16 protein-coding genes are annotated in these 20815 nt (G+C 72.2%); 11 read left to right on the top strand and 5 right to left on the bottom strand.

Annotated elements, in window-relative coordinates:
- Positions 1-5: 5 nt before the first annotated feature.
- From ABD333_RS20160 to ABD333_RS20120, 9 genes are all read left to right on the top strand, one after another.
- Positions 6-779, top strand: coding sequence for a hypothetical protein (locus ABD333_RS20160; RefSeq protein WP_344543047.1), 774 nt, complete (start codon positions 6-8; stop codon positions 777-779).
- A complete protein-coding gene (locus ABD333_RS20155; RefSeq protein ID WP_344543045.1) occupies positions 773-1966 on the top strand; it encodes a S8 family serine peptidase in 1194 nt (397 codons plus the stop codon). The genes ABD333_RS20160 and ABD333_RS20155 overlap by 7 nt, the downstream gene beginning before the upstream one ends.
- 30 nt (positions 1967-1996) lie before the next feature.
- On the top strand, positions 1997-2740 hold the full coding sequence (locus ABD333_RS20150; protein ID WP_344543043.1) for a hypothetical protein: 744 nt from the start codon (positions 1997-1999) through the stop codon (positions 2738-2740).
- Positions 2741-2776: 36 nt separating this feature from the next.
- On the top strand, positions 2777-3895 hold the full coding sequence (locus ABD333_RS20145; protein ID WP_344543041.1) for a S8 family peptidase: 1119 nt from the start codon (positions 2777-2779) through the stop codon (positions 3893-3895).
- Positions 3879-4184: an MGMT family protein gene (locus ABD333_RS20140; protein WP_344543039.1), complete on the top strand. Its 306-nt coding sequence runs from the start codon at positions 3879-3881 to the stop codon at positions 4182-4184. The genes ABD333_RS20145 and ABD333_RS20140 overlap by 17 nt, the downstream gene beginning before the upstream one ends.
- Positions 4185-4366: 182 nt before the next feature.
- The gene (locus ABD333_RS20135) at positions 4367-7498 is read left to right on the top strand and encodes an ATP-dependent helicase (protein WP_344543743.1); all 3132 of its coding nucleotides are present in this window, start codon (positions 4367-4369) and stop codon (positions 7496-7498) included.
- A complete protein-coding gene (locus ABD333_RS20130) occupies positions 7495-10881 on the top strand; it encodes an ATP-dependent helicase (RefSeq protein WP_344543037.1) in 3387 nt (1128 codons plus the stop codon). The genes ABD333_RS20135 and ABD333_RS20130 overlap by 4 nt, the downstream gene beginning before the upstream one ends.
- An 89-nt stretch (positions 10882-10970) precedes the next feature.
- A complete protein-coding gene (locus ABD333_RS20125; protein WP_344543035.1) occupies positions 10971-11756 on the top strand; it encodes a class I SAM-dependent methyltransferase in 786 nt (261 codons plus the stop codon).
- A 54-nt stretch (positions 11757-11810) separates the two neighbouring features.
- Positions 11811-12200, top strand: coding sequence for a hypothetical protein (locus ABD333_RS20120; RefSeq protein WP_344543033.1), 390 nt, complete (start codon positions 11811-11813; stop codon positions 12198-12200).
- 28 nt (positions 12201-12228) lie between these two features.
- Here ABD333_RS20120 and ABD333_RS20115 read toward each other — a convergent pair whose 3' ends face one another.
- The 4 genes from ABD333_RS20115 to ABD333_RS20100 all read right to left on the bottom strand — a co-directional run bounded on the left by ABD333_RS20115 (position 12229) and on the right by ABD333_RS20100 (position 18318).
- Positions 12229-13827, bottom strand: coding sequence for an AMP-binding protein (locus tag ABD333_RS20115; RefSeq protein ID WP_344543031.1), 1599 nt, complete (start codon positions 13825-13827; stop codon positions 12229-12231).
- A gap of 89 nt (positions 13828-13916) precedes the next feature.
- On the bottom strand, positions 13917-15563 hold the full coding sequence (locus tag ABD333_RS20110) for an IucA/IucC family protein (RefSeq protein ID WP_344543029.1): 1647 nt from the start codon (positions 15561-15563) through the stop codon (positions 13917-13919).
- Positions 15554-17137, bottom strand: a complete 1584-nt coding sequence (locus tag ABD333_RS20105) for an IucA/IucC family protein (protein WP_344543027.1) — start codon at positions 17135-17137, stop codon at positions 15554-15556. The genes ABD333_RS20110 and ABD333_RS20105 overlap by 10 nt, the downstream gene beginning before the upstream one ends.
- Entirely contained in the window at positions 17134-18318 is a 1185-nt protein-coding gene (locus tag ABD333_RS20100) for an ATP-grasp domain-containing protein (protein WP_344543025.1), read from the bottom strand. The genes ABD333_RS20105 and ABD333_RS20100 overlap by 4 nt, the downstream gene beginning before the upstream one ends.
- 137 nt (positions 18319-18455) lie before the next feature.
- Here ABD333_RS20100 and ABD333_RS20095 point away from each other — a divergent pair, with 137 nt between their 5' ends.
- Positions 18456-19064, top strand: coding sequence for an HD domain-containing protein (locus ABD333_RS20095; RefSeq protein WP_344543023.1), 609 nt, complete (start codon positions 18456-18458; stop codon positions 19062-19064).
- Here the strand turns inward: ABD333_RS20095 and ABD333_RS20090 are convergent.
- A complete protein-coding gene (locus tag ABD333_RS20090; protein WP_344543021.1) occupies positions 19045-19347 on the bottom strand; it encodes a DUF4031 domain-containing protein in 303 nt (100 codons plus the stop codon). The genes ABD333_RS20095 and ABD333_RS20090 overlap by 20 nt on opposite strands.
- A 75-nt stretch (positions 19348-19422) precedes the next feature.
- Here ABD333_RS20090 and ABD333_RS20085 point away from each other — a divergent pair, with 75 nt between their 5' ends.
- Complete coding sequence (locus ABD333_RS20085; RefSeq protein WP_344543019.1) at positions 19423-20811, top strand: dipeptidase; 1389 nt, start codon at positions 19423-19425, stop codon at positions 20809-20811.
- The last annotated feature ends 4 nt before the right edge of the window (positions 20812-20815 follow it).

Below are 20815 nucleotides of genomic sequence, written 5' to 3'. Positions count from 1 at the left end.
GCTCCGTGCGCGCGGAGATCTCACCCCCGGACCTCGAACCGGAACCGGAGGAGCCTGGGTCCGGTGGCATGGCACGCCTGCCGATCCGGTCGGCGGTCGCCGCGCTGGTCGCCGTGTGCGGCCTCGCGGTCCTCGTCCCGATGGCCGTGCGGCTGGCCGGTGAGCTCACCCGGGAGCCGACGCCCGCCGAGCTCCGCACCGCCGCCGACGAGGAGGTCTCCCGCCGCTACGTGACGTGGCCGTCGGGCCGGATCTTTCCCGAGGAGCTCGGTTACACCTTGGACGTCGGCGGCGACGAGACCGCCCACCGCGTCGGGATCTCCCCGGACACCCGCTGCGAGACCGCTGTGGACCAGCAGCTCGACGCGCCGCTCAAGAAGCACGGGTGCCGGGCCGTGCTGCGCGCCGTCTATCTCGACGAGCCGCAGGGACTTGCCGTCACGGTCGGCGTCGCCGTCTTCCCGGACGACAAGACGGCCCGTACGGCCGCCACCGCCTTCCCGGCGCGCGCGCCGCGACCTGGCCTGCGCGCGTTGCCGTTCCCGGGTTCGGTCGTCGCACGCTTCGGCGACGCCGCCCGGCAGACCGCCGCCGTACGGCAGCGCGGCCCGTACGTGGTCGCGGCCACCGTCGGCTACGTGGACGGCAGGCCTGTCATACGCGGCGCCAAGCGCCAGGACGACCTGTTCGCCCTGGCCCCGCAACTCGCCGTCGCGGTCCTGAACCCGCTCGCCGCCCCGGCCCCGGTCGACTGCGACTCCCAGGCCTTCGCATGCTGAGGTATCTCGTGGCCACCGCCGTGGCGGCCCTCGTCGCCCTCCCCGGAGCCCCCGCCCGGTCCGACGAGATCCGTGACCAGACGGCGCCGGTGATGGAGGCGATGAACGTCCCCCGAGCCTGGGAGCTCTCCAAGGGCTCCGGGGCCACGGTCGCCGTCCTCGACTCGGGCGTGGACCCGGCCCAGTCCGACCTGACCGGCTCGGTCACCGTCGGGCCCGACTACACCGAGGGCGCCAACCCGCCCGGCGTCGAACCCAAACGCCTCCATGGCACCAACATGGCGTCGATCATCGCGGGCCACGGTCACGGCCCGGGAGCCGCGGACGGCATGCTGGGCGTCGCGCCCCAGGCCCGCCTGCTGGCTCTCCGCGTGATCGTGGAGAACGACGAGCCCGGGTTCGCCTCGTTCATCAACGACGAGCGCTACGAGGACACGATCGCGCGCGGCATCCGCTACGCCGTCGACAACGGCGCCGACGTGGTGAACCTCTCGCTCGGCCGTTCCTCCGCCACCAAGGCCGAACGTGAGGCCGTCGCCTACGCGCTCAGCAGGAACGTGGTCGTCGTGGCCGCCGCGGGCAACGCGGGCGCCACCGAGAAGGCCCGCCGCTCCGGCCACGCCCCGTTCTCCTATCCCGCCTCGTTCCCGGGCGTCATCTCCGTCGCCGCCGTCGACGAGAACGGCGCGCACGCGGGCTTCTCCAACCGCAACTCCTCGGTCGTCGTCTCCGCCCCCGGCGTGCGCATCATCGGCGCCGGACCGGGCGACCAGTACTGGATCGGCGACGGCACCAGTCCCGCCACCGCGTTCGTCTCCGGCGTCGCCGCGCTGATCCGCTCCCGCCACCCGGGCCTGGCACCCGCCCTGGTCACCCAGGCGATCGTGACGGGCACCCGGCACCGCCCGTCCGGCGGCTACGACCTCGGCGTCGGGTTCGGCGCCATCGACGCGCACGCCGCCGTCACCGAGTCCGACCGCCTGGCCGCCGCCCGCCGCGTCGGCCTCGGCCTGCCCGCCGCCCAGCGCTTCGGCGACGGTGACACGGGACCGATCCGCGTGGTCCACCGCGACGGCCGCCTGGTCGTCACGTCCGCCGTCAGCATCGTCCTCGCCCTGGCCCTCCTGGTCTTCGCGCTGGTCATAGCCCTTCGCCGCCCCCAAAGCGACGCCGACCCGCGATCATAATGAGACGAACCGTCAATTAAATCGGACCCCGTGTCCGAAACACCCAGAACCCGACGCCGCCGACTCCCGGCCCTCGTCCTGGCGCTGCTCGGCGTCGCCGCCGCCACCGGCGGCACGATCGCGATCGTCGCCGACCTCAAGCGCGAGCCGACCAGCAAAGAGATCAAGCAGGCGGGCGCCAAGGAGATCGCCACCCGCTGGCAGAACCTCAAGGTCGCCGCCATCTTCCCGCCGACGCTCGACGTCACTGTGAGCGTGGTGAATTACTCGGCGGTGACCACGGTCGACCCGCTCCAGGCGATCCGCCGTGCGGCCGTCGCGCCTCCGGCCGGCTGCGCGGAGGCGTTCGACCGCAAGATCGCTGACATTCTCGTCAAGCACGGTTGCCGCACCGCGCTCAGGGCCACCTACGTGGACGCCAGCGGCACCATGGCCACCACGCTGGGGATCGCGGTGATGCCCGGCACCGACGCGGCGACCCGGGCCGACACCGCGATCGGCGCCGAGGACGAGAAGGCCGGAGTGCGGACGCTGCCGGTACGGGGAACCGTCGCGGCAGGTTTCGGTGACGGCAACCGCCGGCAGTTCCATGAAACGGGCAATGACACCCCGTATCTGTTCTTCAGGTCGAGCGGCTGGCTGGTCGCGCGCGACCGGGTGAAGTCGGCGCACATGGCCGAGACGTTCCAGTTCGCCGACACGGCGCTGGGCAGGGTGATGCGCAACTTCGGTGACACGGAGGCTCCCTGCAGGCGCCAGGAGGTCCAATGCTGACCCGCCGTACCGCCATGGGTGCTCGCCGGAGCCCTCGTGGCCCTCGCCATGCCGCCGGTGACCACGCCCGCACACGCGAACCCGGAATCGTACGAGTGGGGCAGGCGGCTCGGCCGCGACTACCGGGACGCCCACAGGATCACCCGGGGCGAGGGTGTCAAGGTGGCGCTGCTCGGCAGTGGTGTCGCACGCGATGTCCGGACGCTGCGTGGCGCGCTGGAGAAAGAGAAGGACTTCGTCGGTACGCCGCGGCCCCAGCGCTACTACAGCACGCTCATCGCGGGCTGGATCGCAGGGGACGGGGCCGACCTCACGTCCGGTATCGGGCTGGCTCCGAGGGCGAAGCTCCTGCCCGTACGGGTCAACGCCGAATCGGGCGATCCTGGATACGAGTCCTGGGAGCGGAAGGCCGACTGGGACGTCCTCGCGAAGGGCATCCGCTATGCCGTCGACGAGGACGCCGATGTGATCGCTGTGTGGCCGTATTCCTCTGATCCGCGTGGCCGGGTCCGTGCCGCCGTCGCGTATGCGCACAGCAAGAACGCGGTCGTGGTCGCGTCCACCTCTGACGATGCCGCCGAGGAGCGGTATCCCGGGAACGCGCCGGGCGTCATCGGTGTCGGGGTACTCGATGAAAAGGTCCGGCGATACAAGGAGTACACCGCTGCCAGCAGCAGCATCACGGTGTCCGCACCGGGGACCAAGCATCCGGCGCTCGCACCCGGCAACAAGCCGTGGCTCTTCTGGGGAGGCGGTCCTCCGCTGGCCTGGGTGACCGCTGCCGCCGCCCTGGTCAAAGCCGAGTATCCGAAGCTCACTCCCGCGCAGGTGGGTGAGGCGCTGGCCATGTCGGCGCGGCATCCCAAGGGGAAGGGGCGGTATGACGCTGAGCTGGGGTTCGGGATCGTGAATCCGGCGGGGGCGCTCAAGGAGGCGCGGCGGATCTCGAAGGAGCCCGTCAAGATCGCCGGTGAGCCGGCGGTGGCCGATGGGGCGTACTTCGGAGGGGACAGGCCTGGGAAGGTCAGGGCCGTGCCTTACAACCTGGCCTGGCTGGGTGGATTCGGCGGGCTGGTGCTGGCGGGGCTGGTGTTGGCCGGAGTGGCGATCCGGGTCTTGCTGCGGCGAGAATCTGGGGATGCGACCCGAGCCTGACGAATATGCGGAGATGGTGCTGGACGCGGTCGAGCGGATTCCGGCCGGGCAGGTCATGTCGTACGGGGACATCGCCGAGCTGGTCGGGGTCGGCGGGCCGCGCCAGGTGGGACGGGTCATGTCGCTCTACGGTGGCGGCGTGCCCTGGTGGCGTGTCGTCCGGGCCGACGGGCGGCCCGCGCAGGGGCACGAGGTGCGGGCGTTCGAGGAGTATCGCGTGGAGGGGACGCCCGTCCGGCCGGACGGGCGTCGCGTGGACATGCGTCAGGCCCGCTGGGACGGGAACTGAGTGCTCTCTTTGCTCGTCAGACGCTTCTATCGAACGCCGTATCGAACGTCACATCCGCGACATGCGGCCGATGTGGTCAGATCCGGCCCGTGGATCTGCTCCAATGAAATGTTGTGCCACCAGCTTCCCCAGCCTCGTACCGCCTCGTCCGCCGCACCGGTCCGGCGCGCGCGGTCGCGCCCGTGCTCGACGAGCAGCAGCGGCGCGTGGTGGAGCACGCGGGCGGGCCGATGCTGGTCCTGGCCGGTCCCGGCACCGGCAAGACCACCACGATCGTCGAGGCCGTGGTCGATCGGATCGAGAATCGCGGCGTCGATCCCGAGCGGGTGCTGGTGCTCACGTTCAGCCGCAAGGCCGCCGGGGAGCTGCGTGAGCGGATCACCGGGCGGCTGCGCCGGACGACGCGGACGCCGCTGGCGCTGACCTTCCACAGCTACGCCTACGCGCTGCTGCGCAGGGACGCGGTGCTGAACGAGGAGCCGCCGCCGAGACTGCTGTCGGGTCCCGAGCAGTTGCTGGAGGTGCGGCGCCTGCTGGAGGGCGAACGTGCCGACGGCGCTCCCGGCTGGCCCCACCGGTTGCACGAGACGCTCGGCACCCGCGGCTTCGCCGAGGAGCTTCGCGATTTCTGTCTGCGCGCGTCCGAACGGGGGTTCGCCGCCGAGGACCTCGTCGCGCTGGGCCGAACGCGGGGGCGTGACGACTGGACGGCCATCGGGCGCTTCATGGACCGCTATATCGAGCGGTTCGCGATCGACCCGGTGCCTACGTACGACTACGCCGAGCTGATCCAGATAGCGGCGTCGCTGCTCGCCGACGACGAGGTGCGGATTCGCGAGAGCAGCGCCTACGACGCCGTGTTCGTGGACGAGTACCAGGACACCGACCCCGCCCAGGAGGAGTTGCTCCAGCGGCTGGCGGGGGAAGGCCGCGACCTCGTCGTGGTCGGTGACCCCGACCAGTCGATCTACGGGTTCCGGGGGGCCGACGTACGCGGGATCCTGCGGTTCCCCGACCGGTTCCGGACGCTGGACGGCGATCCGGCACCGGTGGTCGCGCTGCGCACCTGCCGCCGGATGGGTCCGGAGATCCTCGCCGCCTCGCGCCGCATCGCCCGCCGCCTGCCCGCCGGGCCGCTGTCGGCCGAGCACCGCGCCCTCCGCCACCCGGAGGACGTGGAGGAGGGCGAGGTCCACGCCGTCATCGCCGACAGCGAGTCGCAGGAGTCGGCCCTGGTCGCCGACGAACTGCGCCGCGCCCACCTGCTCGACGGTGTGCCGTGGTCGCGGATGGCGGTCCTGGTCCGCAGCGCGATCCGGCAGGTCCCGGCGCTGCGGCGTGCTCTCGCGCAGGCCGGGGTGCCCGTCGTGGTGGCGGGCGACGAGGTGCCGCTGATCGCCGAGCCCGCCGTCCGGCCGATCCTGGTGCTGCTGCGCGCCGCGCTGAAGAAGGGCTTCCTCGACGAGGTCGTCGCCGAGGACCTGCTCACCGGGCCGCTCGGCGGCGCCGACGCGCTCGGCCTGCGGCGGCTCAAGCGCGCCCTGCGCGACCTGGAGGACCTCTCCGGCGGCGACCGCCCGCTGAACGAGCTGATGATCGCGGCGGTGCACGACCCGCGTGAGCTGACCCTCGTGCACGAGAAGGTGCGCGCGCCCGCCGAACGCGTCGCCCGCCTGATCAAGATCGCGCGGGACGTCACCGACCGGGGCGGCACGGCCGAGGACGTGCTCTGGGAGGTGTGGCGCGAGAGCGGCCAGGCCGACGTGCTGCTGGAGCAGAGCGTCAAGGGCGGCACCCGGGGCGCGGCGGCCGACCGCGACCTGGACGCGGTGGTGGCGCTGTTCGACCACGCCGCGCGCTTCGTCGACCGGCTGCCGCAGGCGGGGCCGGAGCTGTTCGTCGACAACATCGCCGCCCAGGAGATCGCCGGTGACACGCTCGCCGAGCAGGCTCCGCAGGGCGAGGCCGTCCGCATCCTGACCGCCCACCGGTCCAAGGGCCTGGAATGGGACGTGGTCATCGTCGCGGGCGTGCAGGAGGGCGTCTGGCCCGACCTGCGGCTGCGCGGGTCGCTGCTCGGCATCGAGGAGCTCATCGAGCACGCCGCCGGGAGCGAGCCCGAGGGCGCGGGCGCCGACGGCGTGGCGAGCGCCGCCGCCGGGGCCTCCATGGCCGCCAAGATGATGGACGAGGAACGGCGGCTGTTCTACGTCGCGGCCACGCGCGCGCGCAAACGCCTGGTCGTGACGGCGGTCGGCGGCGACGACAGCGAGGAACGGCCGTCGCGGTTCCTGAACGAGCTGCTTCCCGGCGCGATCGAGGAGTCGCAGCTCGACGAGAAGACCCGCTGGCTGTCGATGTCCGCGCTGGTCGCCGACCTGCGTTCGGTGGTGGCCGACCCGTCCAGGCCCGGGCCGCTGCGCCGCGCCGCCGCGGGCCACCTGGCCCGGCTCGCGCGCGCGGGTGTGCGCGGCGCCAGGCCGGAGAACTGGTACGCGATCACGGCGCTGTCCGATCCCGGCCCGGCGTTCACCGACGACGAGCAGATCACGATCTCCCCGTCGCAGGTCGAGGCGTTCACCACGTGCGGGCTGCGCTGGCTGCTGGCCTCGGCGGTCGGCGCGCAGGACGGCGGGCCGAACGAGTACAGCACGATGGGCAAGGTCATCCACGCGGTGGCCGAGATGGCCGGCGCCGACGACGGCGTCACCGAGGTGGACGTCGCGCGGCGGCTCGACGAGATCTGGAACGACCTGGAGTTCCGCAGCGCCTGGTACTCCGACAAGCAGCGCGAGCAGGCGTCCGCGATGGTCGACAAGTTCCTGACCTGGCACCGCGACAACCCCAACGAGATCGTCGCGCTGGAGGAGTCGTTCAAGGTCGATCTCGGCCGGGTCGTCATCAAGGGCCGGATCGACCGGGCCGAGCGCGACGCCGACGGGCGCGCGGTCATCATCGACATCAAGACCTCGTCCACCGCCGTGCCCAAGGACGACCTGGCCCGGCACCCGCAGCTCGGCGTCTACCAGTACGCGGTGATGCTCGGCGCGTTCGAGCGGCACGGCCTGATCGAGCCGGGCGGCGCCAAGCTGGTCCAGGTCGGCAAGGCCGCGTTCGCCGCCCGGGCGCGCGAGCAGGAGCAGCCGCCGCCGGGCGAGGACGCCGATCCCGAGTGGCCGAAGAAGCTGGTCGAGATCGTCGCGACCGGCATGGCGAGCGATGTGTTCCAGGCCCGCGCGAACGACAAGTGCCGTACCTGCCCGGTACGGTCCTGCTGCCCGGTGCATGAGGAAGGGGGGCAGGTCGGTCCATGATCACTCCGGCCGAGCTGGCGCGGCTGCTGGAGATCCCCGAACCGACCGAGGAACAGGCTCGCGTGATCGAGGCTCCGCTGGCGCCGATGGCGGTCATCGCGGGCGCGGGATCGGGCAAGAGCGAGACCATGGCCGCACGCGTGGTCTGGCTGGTCGCCAACGGGTTCGTGCGGCCCGAACGCGTGCTCGGCCTGACGTTCACCCGTAAGGCCGCCGCCGAGCTCGGTATCCGGGTGCGCAAGCGGCTCGACAAGCTCAAGGAGATGCTGCCCGGCGACGAGCTGGCGCGGCTCGGCGGCGAGCAGCTCTTCGACGGCGAGCCGATGGTGTCGACGTACCACTCCTACGCCGCCCGGCTCTTCGGCGACCACGCGCTGCGCGAGGCGCTGGAGCCGACGATGCGGCTCATCTCCCCGGCGGTCGCGTGGCAGATCTGCTCGCGTGTCGTCGACTCGTACGGCGGCCCGATGGACAAGATCGACTGGCAGCCGGACACGGTCACCAAGGCCGTCATGGAGCTGTCCGGAGACCTGGCCGAGCACCTGCGCACCGGCTATGACGTGCGCAAGGTCGGGGCGTGGCTGGACGAACGCTTCGCGAGCCTGAAGAAGCCCCTCAAACCGCAGCGCGACATCCTCGCCAAGCACGCCGTACGCGAGCAGCTCATGCCGCTCATCGAGGCGTACGCCAAGGCCAAGGCCGACCGGGAGGTGGTCGACCACGGCGACCAGATGTCGCTGGCCGCGCGCATCGCCTACAAGCATCCCGAGGTCGGGATGATCGAACGGTCGCGCTTCTCGGTGGTGCTGCTGGACGAGTACCAGGACACCAGCCAGGCCCAGCTCGTCCTGCTCAAGTCGCTCTTCGCGGGCGGGCATCCGGTCACGGCGGTCGGCGACCCGTGCCAGTCGATCTACGGGTGGCGCGGGGCGAGCGCGGGCAACCTGCTGCGCTTCGCCTACGACTTTCCGTTGCAGGCTCCGATCGCGGGACGGCAGCCCACCCCGGCGCCGGTCGTCCAGCTGAGCCGGAGCTTCCGCAACGGCGAGCAGATCCTGGACGCCGCCGCCCGCATCCAGGACGAGCTGCGGGCCGAGACGGCGGCCGTGCCGAGGCTCGTGCCCGGCGCCGGACGGGAGGGGCGCGGCCGTGTCGAGTGCGCGCTCTTCGAGACGGTCGAGGACGAGGCCGAACGCATCGCCGCCCGGATCGCCGGGCTGATGGCGGCCGACCCGGAGATCTCCCCGGACGGCGCGCCGCAGGACGAGCCGCTGCAGTACTCCGATGTCGCGGTGCTGGCACGCAAACGGTCGCAGTTCCCGCTGATCCGGCGCGCGCTGGAGAGCCGCGGCATCCCGGTCGAGGTGGTGGGGCTCGGCGGGCTGCTCACCGTTCCGGAGGTACAGGACGTCGTCGCCACGCTGCGCGCCATGCACGACCCGACGTCCGGCGCGTCGCTGGCCCGCCTGCTGACCGGCCCGCGCTGGCGGCTCGGCCCGCGTGACCTGGTCGCGCTGGGGCGCCGCGCGCGGTCATTGGCCCAGGAGGCGTCCCGGGACGTCACGCCGCCCGAACGTTCCGGGCAACCTCCGGCGGACGAGCCCGCGCCTGAGGAAGCGACCTCAGGAGAGTCGGGGGAGTCGGCGGCGGACGATCCGTTGCGGCAGCTCGTGAGCGAGCTCAACCAGGAGACCGGCAGCCTGGTCGACGCCCTCGACGACCTCGGCCCGCCCGACGCGTACTCGCCCGAGGGGTACGGACGGCTGCGGCGGCTCCGGGACGAGCTGCGCGGGCTCCGTTCCCAGGTCGGCCTGCCGCTGCCCGACCTGGTGAGCGAGGTGGAACGGACGCTCGGCCTCGACATCGAGGTCGCGGCCCGGTCGGGGCTGGACCCGGTCACCGCGCGGGCCGACCTCGACGCGTTCATCGACGCCGCCGCGACGTTCGCCGGGGACGCCGAAGACCCGACGCTGGGCGCGTTCCTGGCCTACCTCAAGGCCGCCGAGACCGAGGAGTTCGGGCTGGAGGCCGGGCGGGTCGGCGAGACCAACAGCGTCAAGCTGCTCACCGTCCACGCGTCCAAGGGCCTCGAATGGCCGGTCGTCATCGTGCCCGGGCTGTCCTACACCCCGCAGAAGAACGGCGGCCCCGCCAAGGGCTCGATCTTCCCGTCGCCGCCGCAGAACGCCACCCGCTGGACCGCCAACCCGCGCGTCCTGCCGTTCATGCTGCGCGGCGACCGCGCCGACCTGCCCGCCCTGCTCGGGTTGGAGAAGGACGACCTGGCCGCGTTCGACCAGGCCTGCGCCGAACGGGACCTGCGCGAGGAACGGCGGCTGGCGTACGTCGCCGTCACCCGCGCGTCGAGCCTGCTCATCGCCACCGGCTACTGGTGGGGGTCGTCGGGCCGTCCACTCGGGCCGTCCCCGTTCCTGGAGGAGGTACGGGAGACGTGCATGTCCGGTACCGCCGGGCAGGTCGTGCTCTGGGCGGAGCCGCCGGAGGAGGGCACGCCCAACCCGCTGCTAGCCGAGGCCGAGGAGGCGCGCTGGCCCGCCGGTCCCGGCGAACGGGGCCGTGCCGACATCTCCGAGCGCGAACGCTACGAGGCGATCGTCGAGGGCGCCCGGATGGTCGAGGACGCGATGACCGGCCGCGACCTGCACTGGGCCGGGAACGCCGGCCTGGAGGACGCTGACCGGGCCCGCATGACCGCCTGGGCGCGCGACGTCGAACTGCTGCTGGCCGAACGCGACCGCGGCCGTGGCGGCGACGGCCTCCAGGTGGAACTGCCCGCCCACCTGTCGGTGTCGTCGCTGGTGTCGCTCGCCCGCGACCCGGCCGCGCTGGCCCGCCAGATCCGCCGCCCGATGCCGCGTCCGCCCGCCCCGTACGCGCGCCGCGGCACGGCCTTCCACACCTGGCTGGAGGGCCGCTGGGGGCAGCAGCGCCTCCTGGACGCCGACGAACTGCCCGGCGCGGCCGACGAGGGCGCGGCCGACGACGCGCAGCTGGCCCACCTGCAGGAACGCTTCGAGGAGTCGGAGTGGGCGGGCCGGGAGCCGCTCGACATCGAGGTGCCGTTCGAGACGATCATCGCGGACCGGCTCGTCCGCGGCCGCATGGACGCGGTCTTCCGCACCGCGGACGGCTACGAGGTCGTCGACTGGAAGACCGGCCGCCCGCCCGCGGGCGACGACGCGCGGTTCGCGTCGGTGCAGCTCGCCGCCTACCGGCTGGCCTGGGCCGAACTGGCGGGCGTGCCGGTGGAGCAGGTCAGCGCGGCGTTCCACTACGTGAGCGCGAACGTCACCGTGCGGCCCGCCGACCTGCTCGACGAGGCCGGGCTCGCCGCGCTGCTCGACCGGATCCCGGCCGTCTGAGCCGATCGTTGCCGTGATGTGAACCACTCACATCTGTTCACGTTGCGTGATTTCGGGGAGTATCCGGGAAACCCCACAAAGGAGGCGGCGTGACGGTGAGCCATGACGAGAAGGTCGTACGTGAGTTCTCCAAGCAGGCGCCCGCGTTCGGAGATCCCCGCCTGAACATGGAGTTCACCGTCAACCTGGCCAGGCTCGCGCAGTTCATGGAGCCCGAGCTCGACCTGGAGGACGTCGCGCTGGAGGTCGCGGCGGGGACCGGGCTGGTCTCGCGGGCGATCGCGCGGCGCGTGCGGCACGTCACCGCCCTCGACCTCACCCCCGCCATGCTGGAGCAGGGCAAGCGCGAGGCGGACGCCGACACCCTGACCAACGTGACGTTCACGCGCGGAGACGCCGCCGGGCTGCCCTATCTCGACCGTTCGTTCACGCTCGTCGTCTGCCGCTTCGCGCTGCACCACGTCGCCGACCCGGCGGCCGTGCTGCGCGAGATGGTGCGGGTCAGCCGTCCGGGAGCGGCCGTGGTCGTCGCCGATCTCGTCCGGGACGAGGCCATCGGCGACGCCGACGTGGACCGGTTCGAGCGGCTGCGCGACCCCTCGCACCGCACGATCCTGCCTGCCGGCCAGATCGCCGAAATGCTGGCCGCGGCGGGCGCGGAGGTCAAGCGCACCGACCGGTTCGACCTCGTACGCCCGCTGGAGCCGTGGCTGGAGCAGTCGCACACGCCGGACGAGGCGGCCGCGCAGATCCGCAAGGAGCTGGCCGACGAGCTGGCGGGCGCCGGCCCGGCGACCGGCATGCGGCCGAGCGAGGTGGAGGGCGGGCTGCACTTCACCCACTCGAACGCGTTCTTCTGCGCGATAGCCCCCTGACTTTTTCGCTCAAACGTTCGACCGGAGACGCGTCACTTCGCTACCATCTCGAACATGGGTTCTACCGCGGCTCTTCGTTCCCCCCGAGGGGGGACGACCCCCCACGCCCCCCGCGGCGCAGAGGAGGCGGCTCCGCCACCGAGCAGGCGCCCGGCCGACCGTGAGCCCGCCGCCCTCGCCATGCGCATCGGCGTCGTGGCGGCCGAGGCGGCTCTCGCGACGTTCGCCCGCAACCTCGACCTCGACGACCTCGCTGACGGCGAGGTCGACTTCCAGGGCGCCATCGGCCCGGCCGAGTGGCCGGTGTTCTCCCTGGTGATCGACACGCTCGCCGAGGCGGCGGGCGACGACGGGCGTTCGCTCGACGAGCGCCGCGCCGACGCCCTCAACGACCTCGCCCGCATCTGCATGGCCGCCAAACGCCAACGCGCCGGCGCCGCCTGACGGGCAGTCCCGAGGCGGCGAGAGAAAATTACAGCGCTTTCGCTCTGACCTTGCCGGTGCTGGTTCGGGGGAGTTCGTCGACGAAGTGCACGTCGCGCGGGACCTTGTAGCGGGCCAGGTGCCGCTTCACGTACGCCTTGACGTCGTCCTCGGTCAGCTCGGCGCCGTCGGCCCGCACCACGTGGGCGACCAGGCGCTGGCCGAACTTCTCGTCCTCCGTGCCGGTGACCGTCACCTCGGCGACGTCCGGATGGCGGCCGAGCAGGTCCTCCACCTCGCCGGGGAACACGTTCTCGCCCCCAGAAACGATCATGTCGTCGGAGCGGCCGTCGATGAACAGCCGGCCCTCCTCGTCGAAGTGCCCGAGGTCGCCGGTGCCGATGAGGCCGTCGCGGACGTCCTTGCCGCCGCCTCCGGTGTAACCGCTGAAGCGCAGCCCGCCACCGGTGTAGATCTCGCCGACCTCGCCGGGCGGCAGTTCGGCGCCGTCCTCGTCGAGGATCTTGATGGTGAGCCGGAACGACGGCCGGCCGACGGTGCCCGGGGCCGCCCGCAGGTCCTCGGGCGTCGCGATCGTCGCCCAGCCCGTCTCCGTCGCCCCGTACAGGTTGATCAGCACGTCGCCGAACGCGTCCATGAACGCCTCCGAGACGTGCGGGTGCAGGGCCGACCCGCCGCAGATCACGACGTTGAGCGAGGGCGGCCGAGGCATGTCCGGGACCTCCAGGATGCGCTGGAGCATGACCGGCACGGCCACCAGCGCCTCCGCCTCGTGCTCTTCGATCGACCGCAGGATCTGCGCGGCGTCGAACCGGCGGTGGAGCACCAGCGGCATGCCCATGCCGAGACCGACCGACGTGTAGGCGAAGCCGAGCACGTGGAAGAGCGGCGGCGCGATGACGAGGGGCGCGCCCGAACGCAGCGGGATGCGCATCAGATGGCTCAGCGCCACCGGGGCCAGCGAGCCGAGGGAGACGTCGTGCCGGGCGCCCTTGGGCGTGCCGGTCGTCCCGGACGTCATCACGATGACCTTGCTGGGCGAACCGGGCCGCAGCGGCTTCACCTCGGTCACCGCGACCAGGCCGTCGATCGAGTCGTGCTTGGCCGAGCGTTCGTCGTCGACCCAGGCGTGCACGCGCTGCCCCGCGAACGACGAGTCGTCTACCAGCTGGTCGAACTCCTGGTCGTGGATCAGCAGGCCGAGGCCCTCGCGGCCCGCGACCTCGCCGAGTTGGGGCGCCGAGAAGTCGGTGTTGAGCAGCACCACGTCGCCGCCGAGCCGGAACGCGGCGAGCACGGCCGTCAGGAAGCCGCGATGGTTGCGGCACAGCACGCCGACCCGCTCGTCCTCGGCGAGGCCTGCGCGCAGGGCGGTGGCGAACGCGGCGACCTGGCGTTCGAGCTCGGCGTAGGTGAGCGAGCCGCGTTCGTCGATCAGCGCCGTGCGGTCGGGGTAGCGGAGGGCCGACATCGCGCCGACGGTGGCGGGCACCGGGCCGAAGCGGAAGTACTGGAAGGGCAGCCGCGCCGCCCGGTCGGGCCGGATCGGCCGCAGCATCCCGCCGTCCCTGATCGCCCGGGTCGCCCGCGCGCCCAGACCCGCCCACGTCCGTACCCGTTCCAGCACCGTCGTCTCCCGTCTCGTTCGCGGCGAGTCAGCGACCTACCCGTTCTTTAGTTAGATATGAGGGGATCAATCCGTTATTGGCAAGAGTGTCAGTTGAGTTGCGGCGCGGGCGGGGCGAGCGGGTTGGGCACCGGGACGTAGGTCGCGGCACGGTCGGCGGTACGGGCCCAGCGCGCACGCAGGTTGGCCTTCGCGGGAAGCGGCACCCCGGCCAGGAGCGCCCTGACCTCCGGGTGGCGTTCGTATCCGGCGAAGTAGCGCCGGGCGGCGGGCCAGAGCTTCGCGTCGAGCGCCGGATGCAGGTCCGCCACCGCGGCGGCGGTCTCGGTCAGATGGTTGACCAGGAGGCAGTAGACGATCCGGTTCCAGGCACGGTCGGCGTCGTAGGTCATCGCCTCGCGCACGCGCGGCGGCACGCCGGTGAGGTGGTCCCAGCGGCCGCCGACCAGCTTGGTGCCTTCGAGGTCGCGGAACGCGGCGTGGATCGGCATACCGTCGTCGTCGACGCAGACGAGCACGTTCTGGAGATGCGGTTCGAGGACGATCCCGTGCTCCAGGTAGGCGTGCAGAACGGGTGGTGCGACCTGGCGGACATACGCCTTCCACCAGGCCATGGCGCCGTCCGGGGTGGCCAGCGCGGGCAGGCTCGCCAGGAGCGGACCGTACGGGTCGGCCAAGGCCGCGGCGAGGAGCGGAGTGCCGGGAAGACCGCGCACGCCTTGGCGAAGGATGACGCCGAGCCCCTCGTACAGCCGCAGGTCGGCTAGCGCCACACTGCGGTACGCGGGCTCGGCCAGGAAAGTGGCGTCGATGCCGTCGAAGACCCGGCGGACCAGACGGTCGAGGACGACGGCCCCCGACAGCTCGTACCAGGCGTTCTTGCGCACACAGTTGGTGATGCGGATGTCGAGGCTGAACTTGCAGAACGTGTCGGCGGCGGGAAAGTAGGCGGTGCGGACGGATGACGTAGGAACGGCCACCACACCACTGCCCGCGCCGCCGCCATCCGCCTCGGAGACCGTGCCGAGGTCGCGTACTAGGTCGCGGGTGAACGCGTTGCGCAGTACGGGCCGCTCGGCGAGGAGACGCAACTCCCAGGGATGAACGGGCAGCAGCCGGAAGCCGTCCGGTACCGAGGGGCCGAACGACTCCAGGCGCGCGAACGCGGCCGGGTCGCCCTCCTCGGCCAGGACCTCCTCGCGTACCGCCAGCCAGCGCGACTGGAACCGCGCCCGCGTTTCCGGCGCGTACTGAAGCCAGTCGGTGGGGGCTCCCTGACGGGCCTTGGGTGAGGGGTGGAACCGGTGGCCGGTGACGAGAGACTGTTCGGACTCCACATAGCGGTCTACGGCGCCGGGGGTCTCGCTACGGGCGGCGAGGATCGCCTCCAGGGCGGTGTGCCCATCGGTGACCTGGCCAAGGAACTCGGGGTTGGCGCGTCCCGTCGCCAGCTCCAGCTCGCCCGCGATCAGGTCGGCCAGCCGGTCCCAGGCCGCCGGGATCCACGCGTTCCCGCGCCGCTCCTCGTACGGCGGCGCGATCCGGAACGTGGGCCCGGACGGCGGACGGCCGAGGCCCGCGCGCAACATCACGCCGACCCGCGGCAGCCGGACCAGCAGGTGCGCGCCGTCCGCCCATACCTGGTGCTCGGGGGCGCAGACCTCACGGATCAGGCAGTTGAGGAGGGCGGTCGCCGACGCGTCGCCGGCCGCGAGCGGTCGTCCTGTCAGGAGCAAGGGTCGTCCCTCAGGTAGTTGGGCCCGAGCGGGCCGTAGTGCTTGTTGATGTCGGCCGCGCCGGTGCGGGCCTTGTCCACGAGCGTCCCGGCGGTGACCATGGCCTTGGTCGGCAGCCGGTCGGCGTCCAGCGTGCGCGCCCGCAGGAACGCGTCGCCGGGGCCGAGCAGCGCGTCGAGCCGGTCGCGGACCATCGCCAGGCCGGTACGCAGCGGGAGCAGGCCGCGTTCGGCCAGCCCGAAGGCGGGGGCCGCGGCGCACAGGTGCAGCGTGATGGTGACGAAGACGCGGGCGAGCGCCTCCCGGTCGTCCGTCGTCATCCGCCGGTCGTTGAAGTCGCAGAGCGCGTCGGCTGTATCAAGGCCGGCGGCGAGCCGGGCCGGATCGATCAGCGCGCCGTCGTTGTCCTTGAGCAGCAGCTTCAGCGGTTCGCGCCGGCTGAGGACGATGGACACGTTCTGCTGGTGGGCTTCGAGCGCGATGCCGTAGCGGAAGAGGGCGACGTTCCAAGCCAGCAGGGCGTCCAGGTAGGCGCCGAAGGTGGCCGCGACGTCCCACCGTTCGATCACGTAGCCGCCGTCCGGGTCTTCGGCGAGCAGCGCCGCCACAGGGATGACGTGCGCGCGCGCCGTCTCGGCGGGGAACCGCCGTACGAGATGGCCGAGGAACGGTGACCCCGCGTGCCCGTAGGTCTGCTCGTCGGCGAGGAGGATCGGCAGGCCGGGCTCGCGTTCCAGCACCTGGTGCAGGATGCGTTCGACGCGGGCGCCGTCGGAGAGCGTGCCTGGCACGATCGTGCGCCGGTTGCGCAGGCCGAGCGTGCTCGTCGTCAGCGGCACCTTGAGGTGGGTGAGCGACGTGACCGCAAGGGTGCGCATGGAGAGCGTCGGGCGAACGCGGAGATGCCGCTCGGGGCTCAGCAGGATCTCCGGGTCGCTCCGTAGAGCGGGCGCCGTGAGGGGATGCACCGGGAAGAGGTCGTGAGTCGCGGCCAGGCCGTCGTCGAGCCCCGCCTCGGCGGGCTGAGGCCACCATTCGGGCCGTACACCTGCCGAGGTGACCCGTCCGCGCGGGACGGCGGCCCAGCGCAGTTCGAACGACGGCCCGAACTCGGGTGCGTAGCGGCGCAGGTCGGCGGTGCTCAGCCCGGTCCGGCACCGGCCGGTGGGGTAGACGGGATGGTCGGTGTAGGCGGCGAGCGTCTCGTAGAACGTGCCGGGGCCGTGCCGGACGTCCTCGGGCGCCTGGCCGAGGCGGTCGAGGACCTCGCGGTGGGCGTCCGCGTGCAGGCGCAGGGTGAGCGCGGCCTCCCGGCACTCGCGTTCGAACGCCGTCACGTCGTCGCGCGGATCGGCGATCCGCCGGACCACCGAGAGCACGTCGTCGAGCCGCAGGTTCTGTGCCGGGTCGACCACCAGGTCGGTCAGGAAGCCGCCCTGGCGCAGCCGTACGCTGCGCGCGTCGCCCGGCAGGTCGAGGAGGCGGTGGTCGGAGTCGACGAACCGGCGCATCCCGGCGTAGTCCTCGCGCAGGAGCGTGTCCAGCACCCGCGCGGCCAGCGGCCCTTCGTTCACGCGATCGTCCAGTCGTGTGCGGCCCGGAAGCGCGCGATGGCCGCCTCCACCTCGTCGCGGGCCGGGCCGATGGCCCGGATGGTGCCGAGATAGTCCCGGTTGGTGTTGGTGATCTCGATGGTGTCGCCCCGGGAGCGCTGCGGCCGGTAGGCGACGCGTACGAGGCCCTCGACGAGTTCCTTGGCCGCGGGCGCCGCGACGAGCGTTCCGGCACGTTCGGCCAGCACCACCTCGGCCACGGCATGCCGGCGGGGGGACTCGGCCTGCGCGGGGAGCGGCTCGCCCAGATGGACGCGGAGGATGTGCTCGAAGAGCGGAATCCCCAGCAGGTCGGCCATCAGGAAGTCGCAGTGGTCACCGATGACCCGGTAGTTGACCTCGATCAGCCGTGCCCGGCCCGCATGGACGACGAACTCGGTGTGGCAGGCGCCGAAGCCGACGCCGAGTGCGCGGAGCTGCTCGATGACCTGCGCGGTCTCGGGTGGCGGCGGCGCCCATTCGAGGCGTTCCTCGACGAAGTGGGGCGGCGCGGAGAGCCGTGTGTGGAACGACCCCAGCACCCGCGTCTCGCCGTCGGCGTCGCCGAGCGTCTCCAGCGTGTGGAGCCGGCCCGGCAGGTACTCCTCGACGACCAGCGGGTCGTCGCGGCGTTCGCGGATCTCCGCGCGCCTGGCGGCCAGCTCGGCGGCGTCGTGCACCAGGAAGACGTCCTCGCTGGCCACGCCCTCACGCGGCTTGAGGACGAGCGGGAACGGCGCGCCGCCGGGCCGGTCGGCGACAAGGTCGGCGTCCGCGGAGAAGACCGGGTCGAGCTCGCTGAGGTGGCTCCGCATCAGGGCCTTGTTCTTCGTCCGGGTCGCGGCGCGCCAGTCCTTGCCGGGCAGGCCGAAGTAGGCGGCCGCGAGCGCGACCGGGGCCTGGAGCCAGTCGCTGTTGGTGAGGATCGCGTCCGGCCCGGCGCCGTCGTGCGCGGCGGCGTGCGCGACGTGTGCGACGATCTCTCTGAAGTCGGTGACGTCGCACGTGATGATCCGTCCGGGGAACACCTTGGCGTGGTCGGCGGGCCGGTCGGTGAGGAGCACGACGTCGAGGCCCAGTCGTGCGGCGGCGGGAAGGAACCCGTACGTCACCGAGTCGGTGACCTTGCCGGCGACGAGGTAGAGCGAGGCGGCCACGGCCACCCATCTCCTTCGGCAGTAGGTAGGTAAGGTAAGGCTTGCCTAACTCAAGCAACCATAGCGGCGCGGAGCGCTCGGCGGGCGGAAGAACGATGCCACCGCGTGTCCTCCCACGTCCTGCGTTCCGCCAGGATGGATGCATGGATGTTGTCGAGCGCTGGGTGGGGCTCGCCGGACCGCAGACGCGGCACATCGGCGAGGATCTGGCCGCCCGTTACGGCGAGGACCACCGCCGCTACCACACCCGCGAGCATCTGACCGCCGTCCTGGACCTGGTGGACGAGCTGGCCGGCCACGCGGCCGACGCCGACGCCGTACGGCTCGCGGCATGGTTCCACGACGCGGTGTACGACCCGGAGCGCGCCGACAACGAGGAACGCAGCGCCCGTCTGGCCGAGCGCATGCTCGCCGACACCGATCTCTCCCCGGAGCGCGTCGCCGAGGTCTCCCGTCTGGTCGTCCTGACCGAGACCCACGCGCCCGAGGACGATGACCGCAACGGGCAGGTGCTGTGCGACGCCGACCTGGCGATCCTCGGTTCCGGCCCCGAGCGGTACGCCGCGTACGCCGCCGCCGTCCGCGAGGAGTACGCCTTCGTGCCGGACGAGTTCTTCAAGGCCGGCCGGGCCGAAGTGCTGGCAGGGCTGCTGGAGCTTCCCTCGCTCTTCCACACCGTTCCGGCCCGCGAGCGCTTCGAGGCGGCGGCGCGGCACAACATCGAGACCGAGCTCATGCTCCTGAGGGCCTGACAGCCGCTTGTGTCGGACTCACCGGGCCGGTGAACTTGCGGTGGCGTAGGCCCGCCCGGATCAACCGGGCGACGAGCTCCTGGCAACCGACCGGCTGAGCACCCAGATCGATGGCCTCTTCGTACAGATGGGAAGGCACGTCGTAATGGTCGCGCTCGAACGCGCGCGGCGGCAGCCCCAGACCTCGGGCGAACGCGTGCAGTTCCTCGTACGACACGTCACTGACCATGTGCGACCACACGCGTCCGCGCGCGGGCCACAGCGGCGGGTCGATGAGGATCACAGGGCGACTCCCAGGGGCGGTGTGCCGATCCCTTACAGTGCCATGGGAAACGATGTGCAAGGGAGCACAGCAAACGTGGACGTAGCGTCGTATATCGAGGGTAACCGGGAACGGTTCTTCGCCGATCTCAAGGAATGGCTGGCGATTCCTTCGATCTCGGGAGACCCGGCGCACCAGTCGGACGTGCGGCGGTCGGCGGACTGGCTGGCCGGATATCTGCGCGAGCAGGGCTTCCCGACGGTCGAGGTGTGGGAGACGGCGGGACTGCCCGCGGTCTTCGCCGAATGGCCCGCCGCCGACCCGGACGCGCCCGTGGTCGTCGTCTACGGGCACCACGACGTCCAGCCCGTCGAGCCGCTCGACGAATGGGACAGCGATCCGTTCGACCCGGTGGAGAAGGGCGACCGGCTGTACGGGCGCGGCGCGTCCGACGACAAGGGCCAGGTCTTCTTCCACACGCTGGGCGTCCGGGCCGGGCTCGCCGCGTCCGGCGCCACCGAGCCGCCCGTCACGATCAAGCTGCTGGTCGAGGGCGAGGAGGAGTCGGGCTCGGTGCACTTCCCCGAGCTGCTCCGGGAACGCCGCGACCGGCTGGCGTGCGACGTCGTGGTCATCAGCGACACGACGATGTGGAGCGCCGACGTCCCGTCCATGTGCACGGGGATGCGCGGCCTGACCGAGGCGGAGGTGTCTCTGTACGGGCCGGACATCGACCTGCACTCCGGGTCGTTCGGCGGCGCCGTCCCCAACCCGCTGCACGCGATGGCCTCGCTGCTGGCCGCCCTGCACGACGAGGACGGACGGGTCGCGCTGCCCGGCTTCTACGACGGGGTCGTGCCGCTGACGGACGAGGAGCGGGAGCTCTTCGCGCGGCTGCCGTTCGACGAGGCGGCGTGGCTGAAGATGGCGGGCAACAGCGGCGCCGCGTACGGGGAGAAGGGCTACACCACGCTGGAGCGCGTCTGGGCGCGCCCGACCGCTGAGATCAACGGCATGTGGGGCGGTCACACCGGGCCGGGCGGCAAGACGATCGTTCCGCGCGAGGCGCACGCGAAGGTCTCGTTCCGGCTGGTGGCCGGGCAGGAGCCGCGCGCCGTGCAGGAGGCGTTCAAGGCCTTCGTGGCCGAGCACACGCCGGCGGGCGTCCGGAGCGAGGTGCACATCCCCTCGGCCGGCGTGCGGCCGTGCTTCTCGCCGATCGACTCGGCGGCCGTGCGGGCGGCGCGACGCGCGATGGCCAGGGCGTTCGGCAAGGAGATCATGTTCACCCGGGAGGGCGGCAGCGGCCCGGAGGCCGACCTCGCCGACATCCTGGAGGCACCGCTCGTCTTCCTCGCCGTCGGGCTGGACGACGACCAGATCCACGCGCCGAACGAGAAGGTCGAGATGCCGCTGCTGCTCAAGGGCGCCGAAGCGGCCGCCTACCTGTGGGAAGAGCTCGCGACCACCCTGCGCCGGGCGTGAGCGT

Origin of the sequence: Actinomadura fulvescens (assembly GCF_039533225.1) — a bacterium.
In the GTDB taxonomy this organism is placed as follows: domain Bacteria; phylum Actinomycetota; class Actinomycetes; order Streptosporangiales; family Streptosporangiaceae; genus Spirillospora; species Spirillospora fulvescens.
The sequence above is the reverse complement of the archived record's forward strand: the minus strand, read 5'-3'. Positions and strand labels throughout refer to the sequence as shown.

Coding starts and splice junctions, on each gene's coding strand:
- ABD333_RS20155 (WP_344543045.1), top strand. CDS start 773: ATGCTGAGGTATCTCGTGGCCACCGCCGTGGCGGCCCTCGTCGCCCTC.
- ABD333_RS20140 (WP_344543039.1), top strand. CDS start 3,879: ATGCGACCCGAGCCTGACGAATATGCGGAGATGGTGCTGGACGCGGTC.
- ABD333_RS20095 (WP_344543023.1), top strand. CDS start 18,456: ATGGATGTTGTCGAGCGCTGGGTGGGGCTCGCCGGACCGCAGACGCGG.
- ABD333_RS20120 (WP_344543033.1), top strand. CDS start 11,811: ATGGGTTCTACCGCGGCTCTTCGTTCCCCCCGAGGGGGGACGACCCCC.
- ABD333_RS20130 (WP_344543037.1), top strand. CDS start 7,495: ATGATCACTCCGGCCGAGCTGGCGCGGCTGCTGGAGATCCCCGAACCG.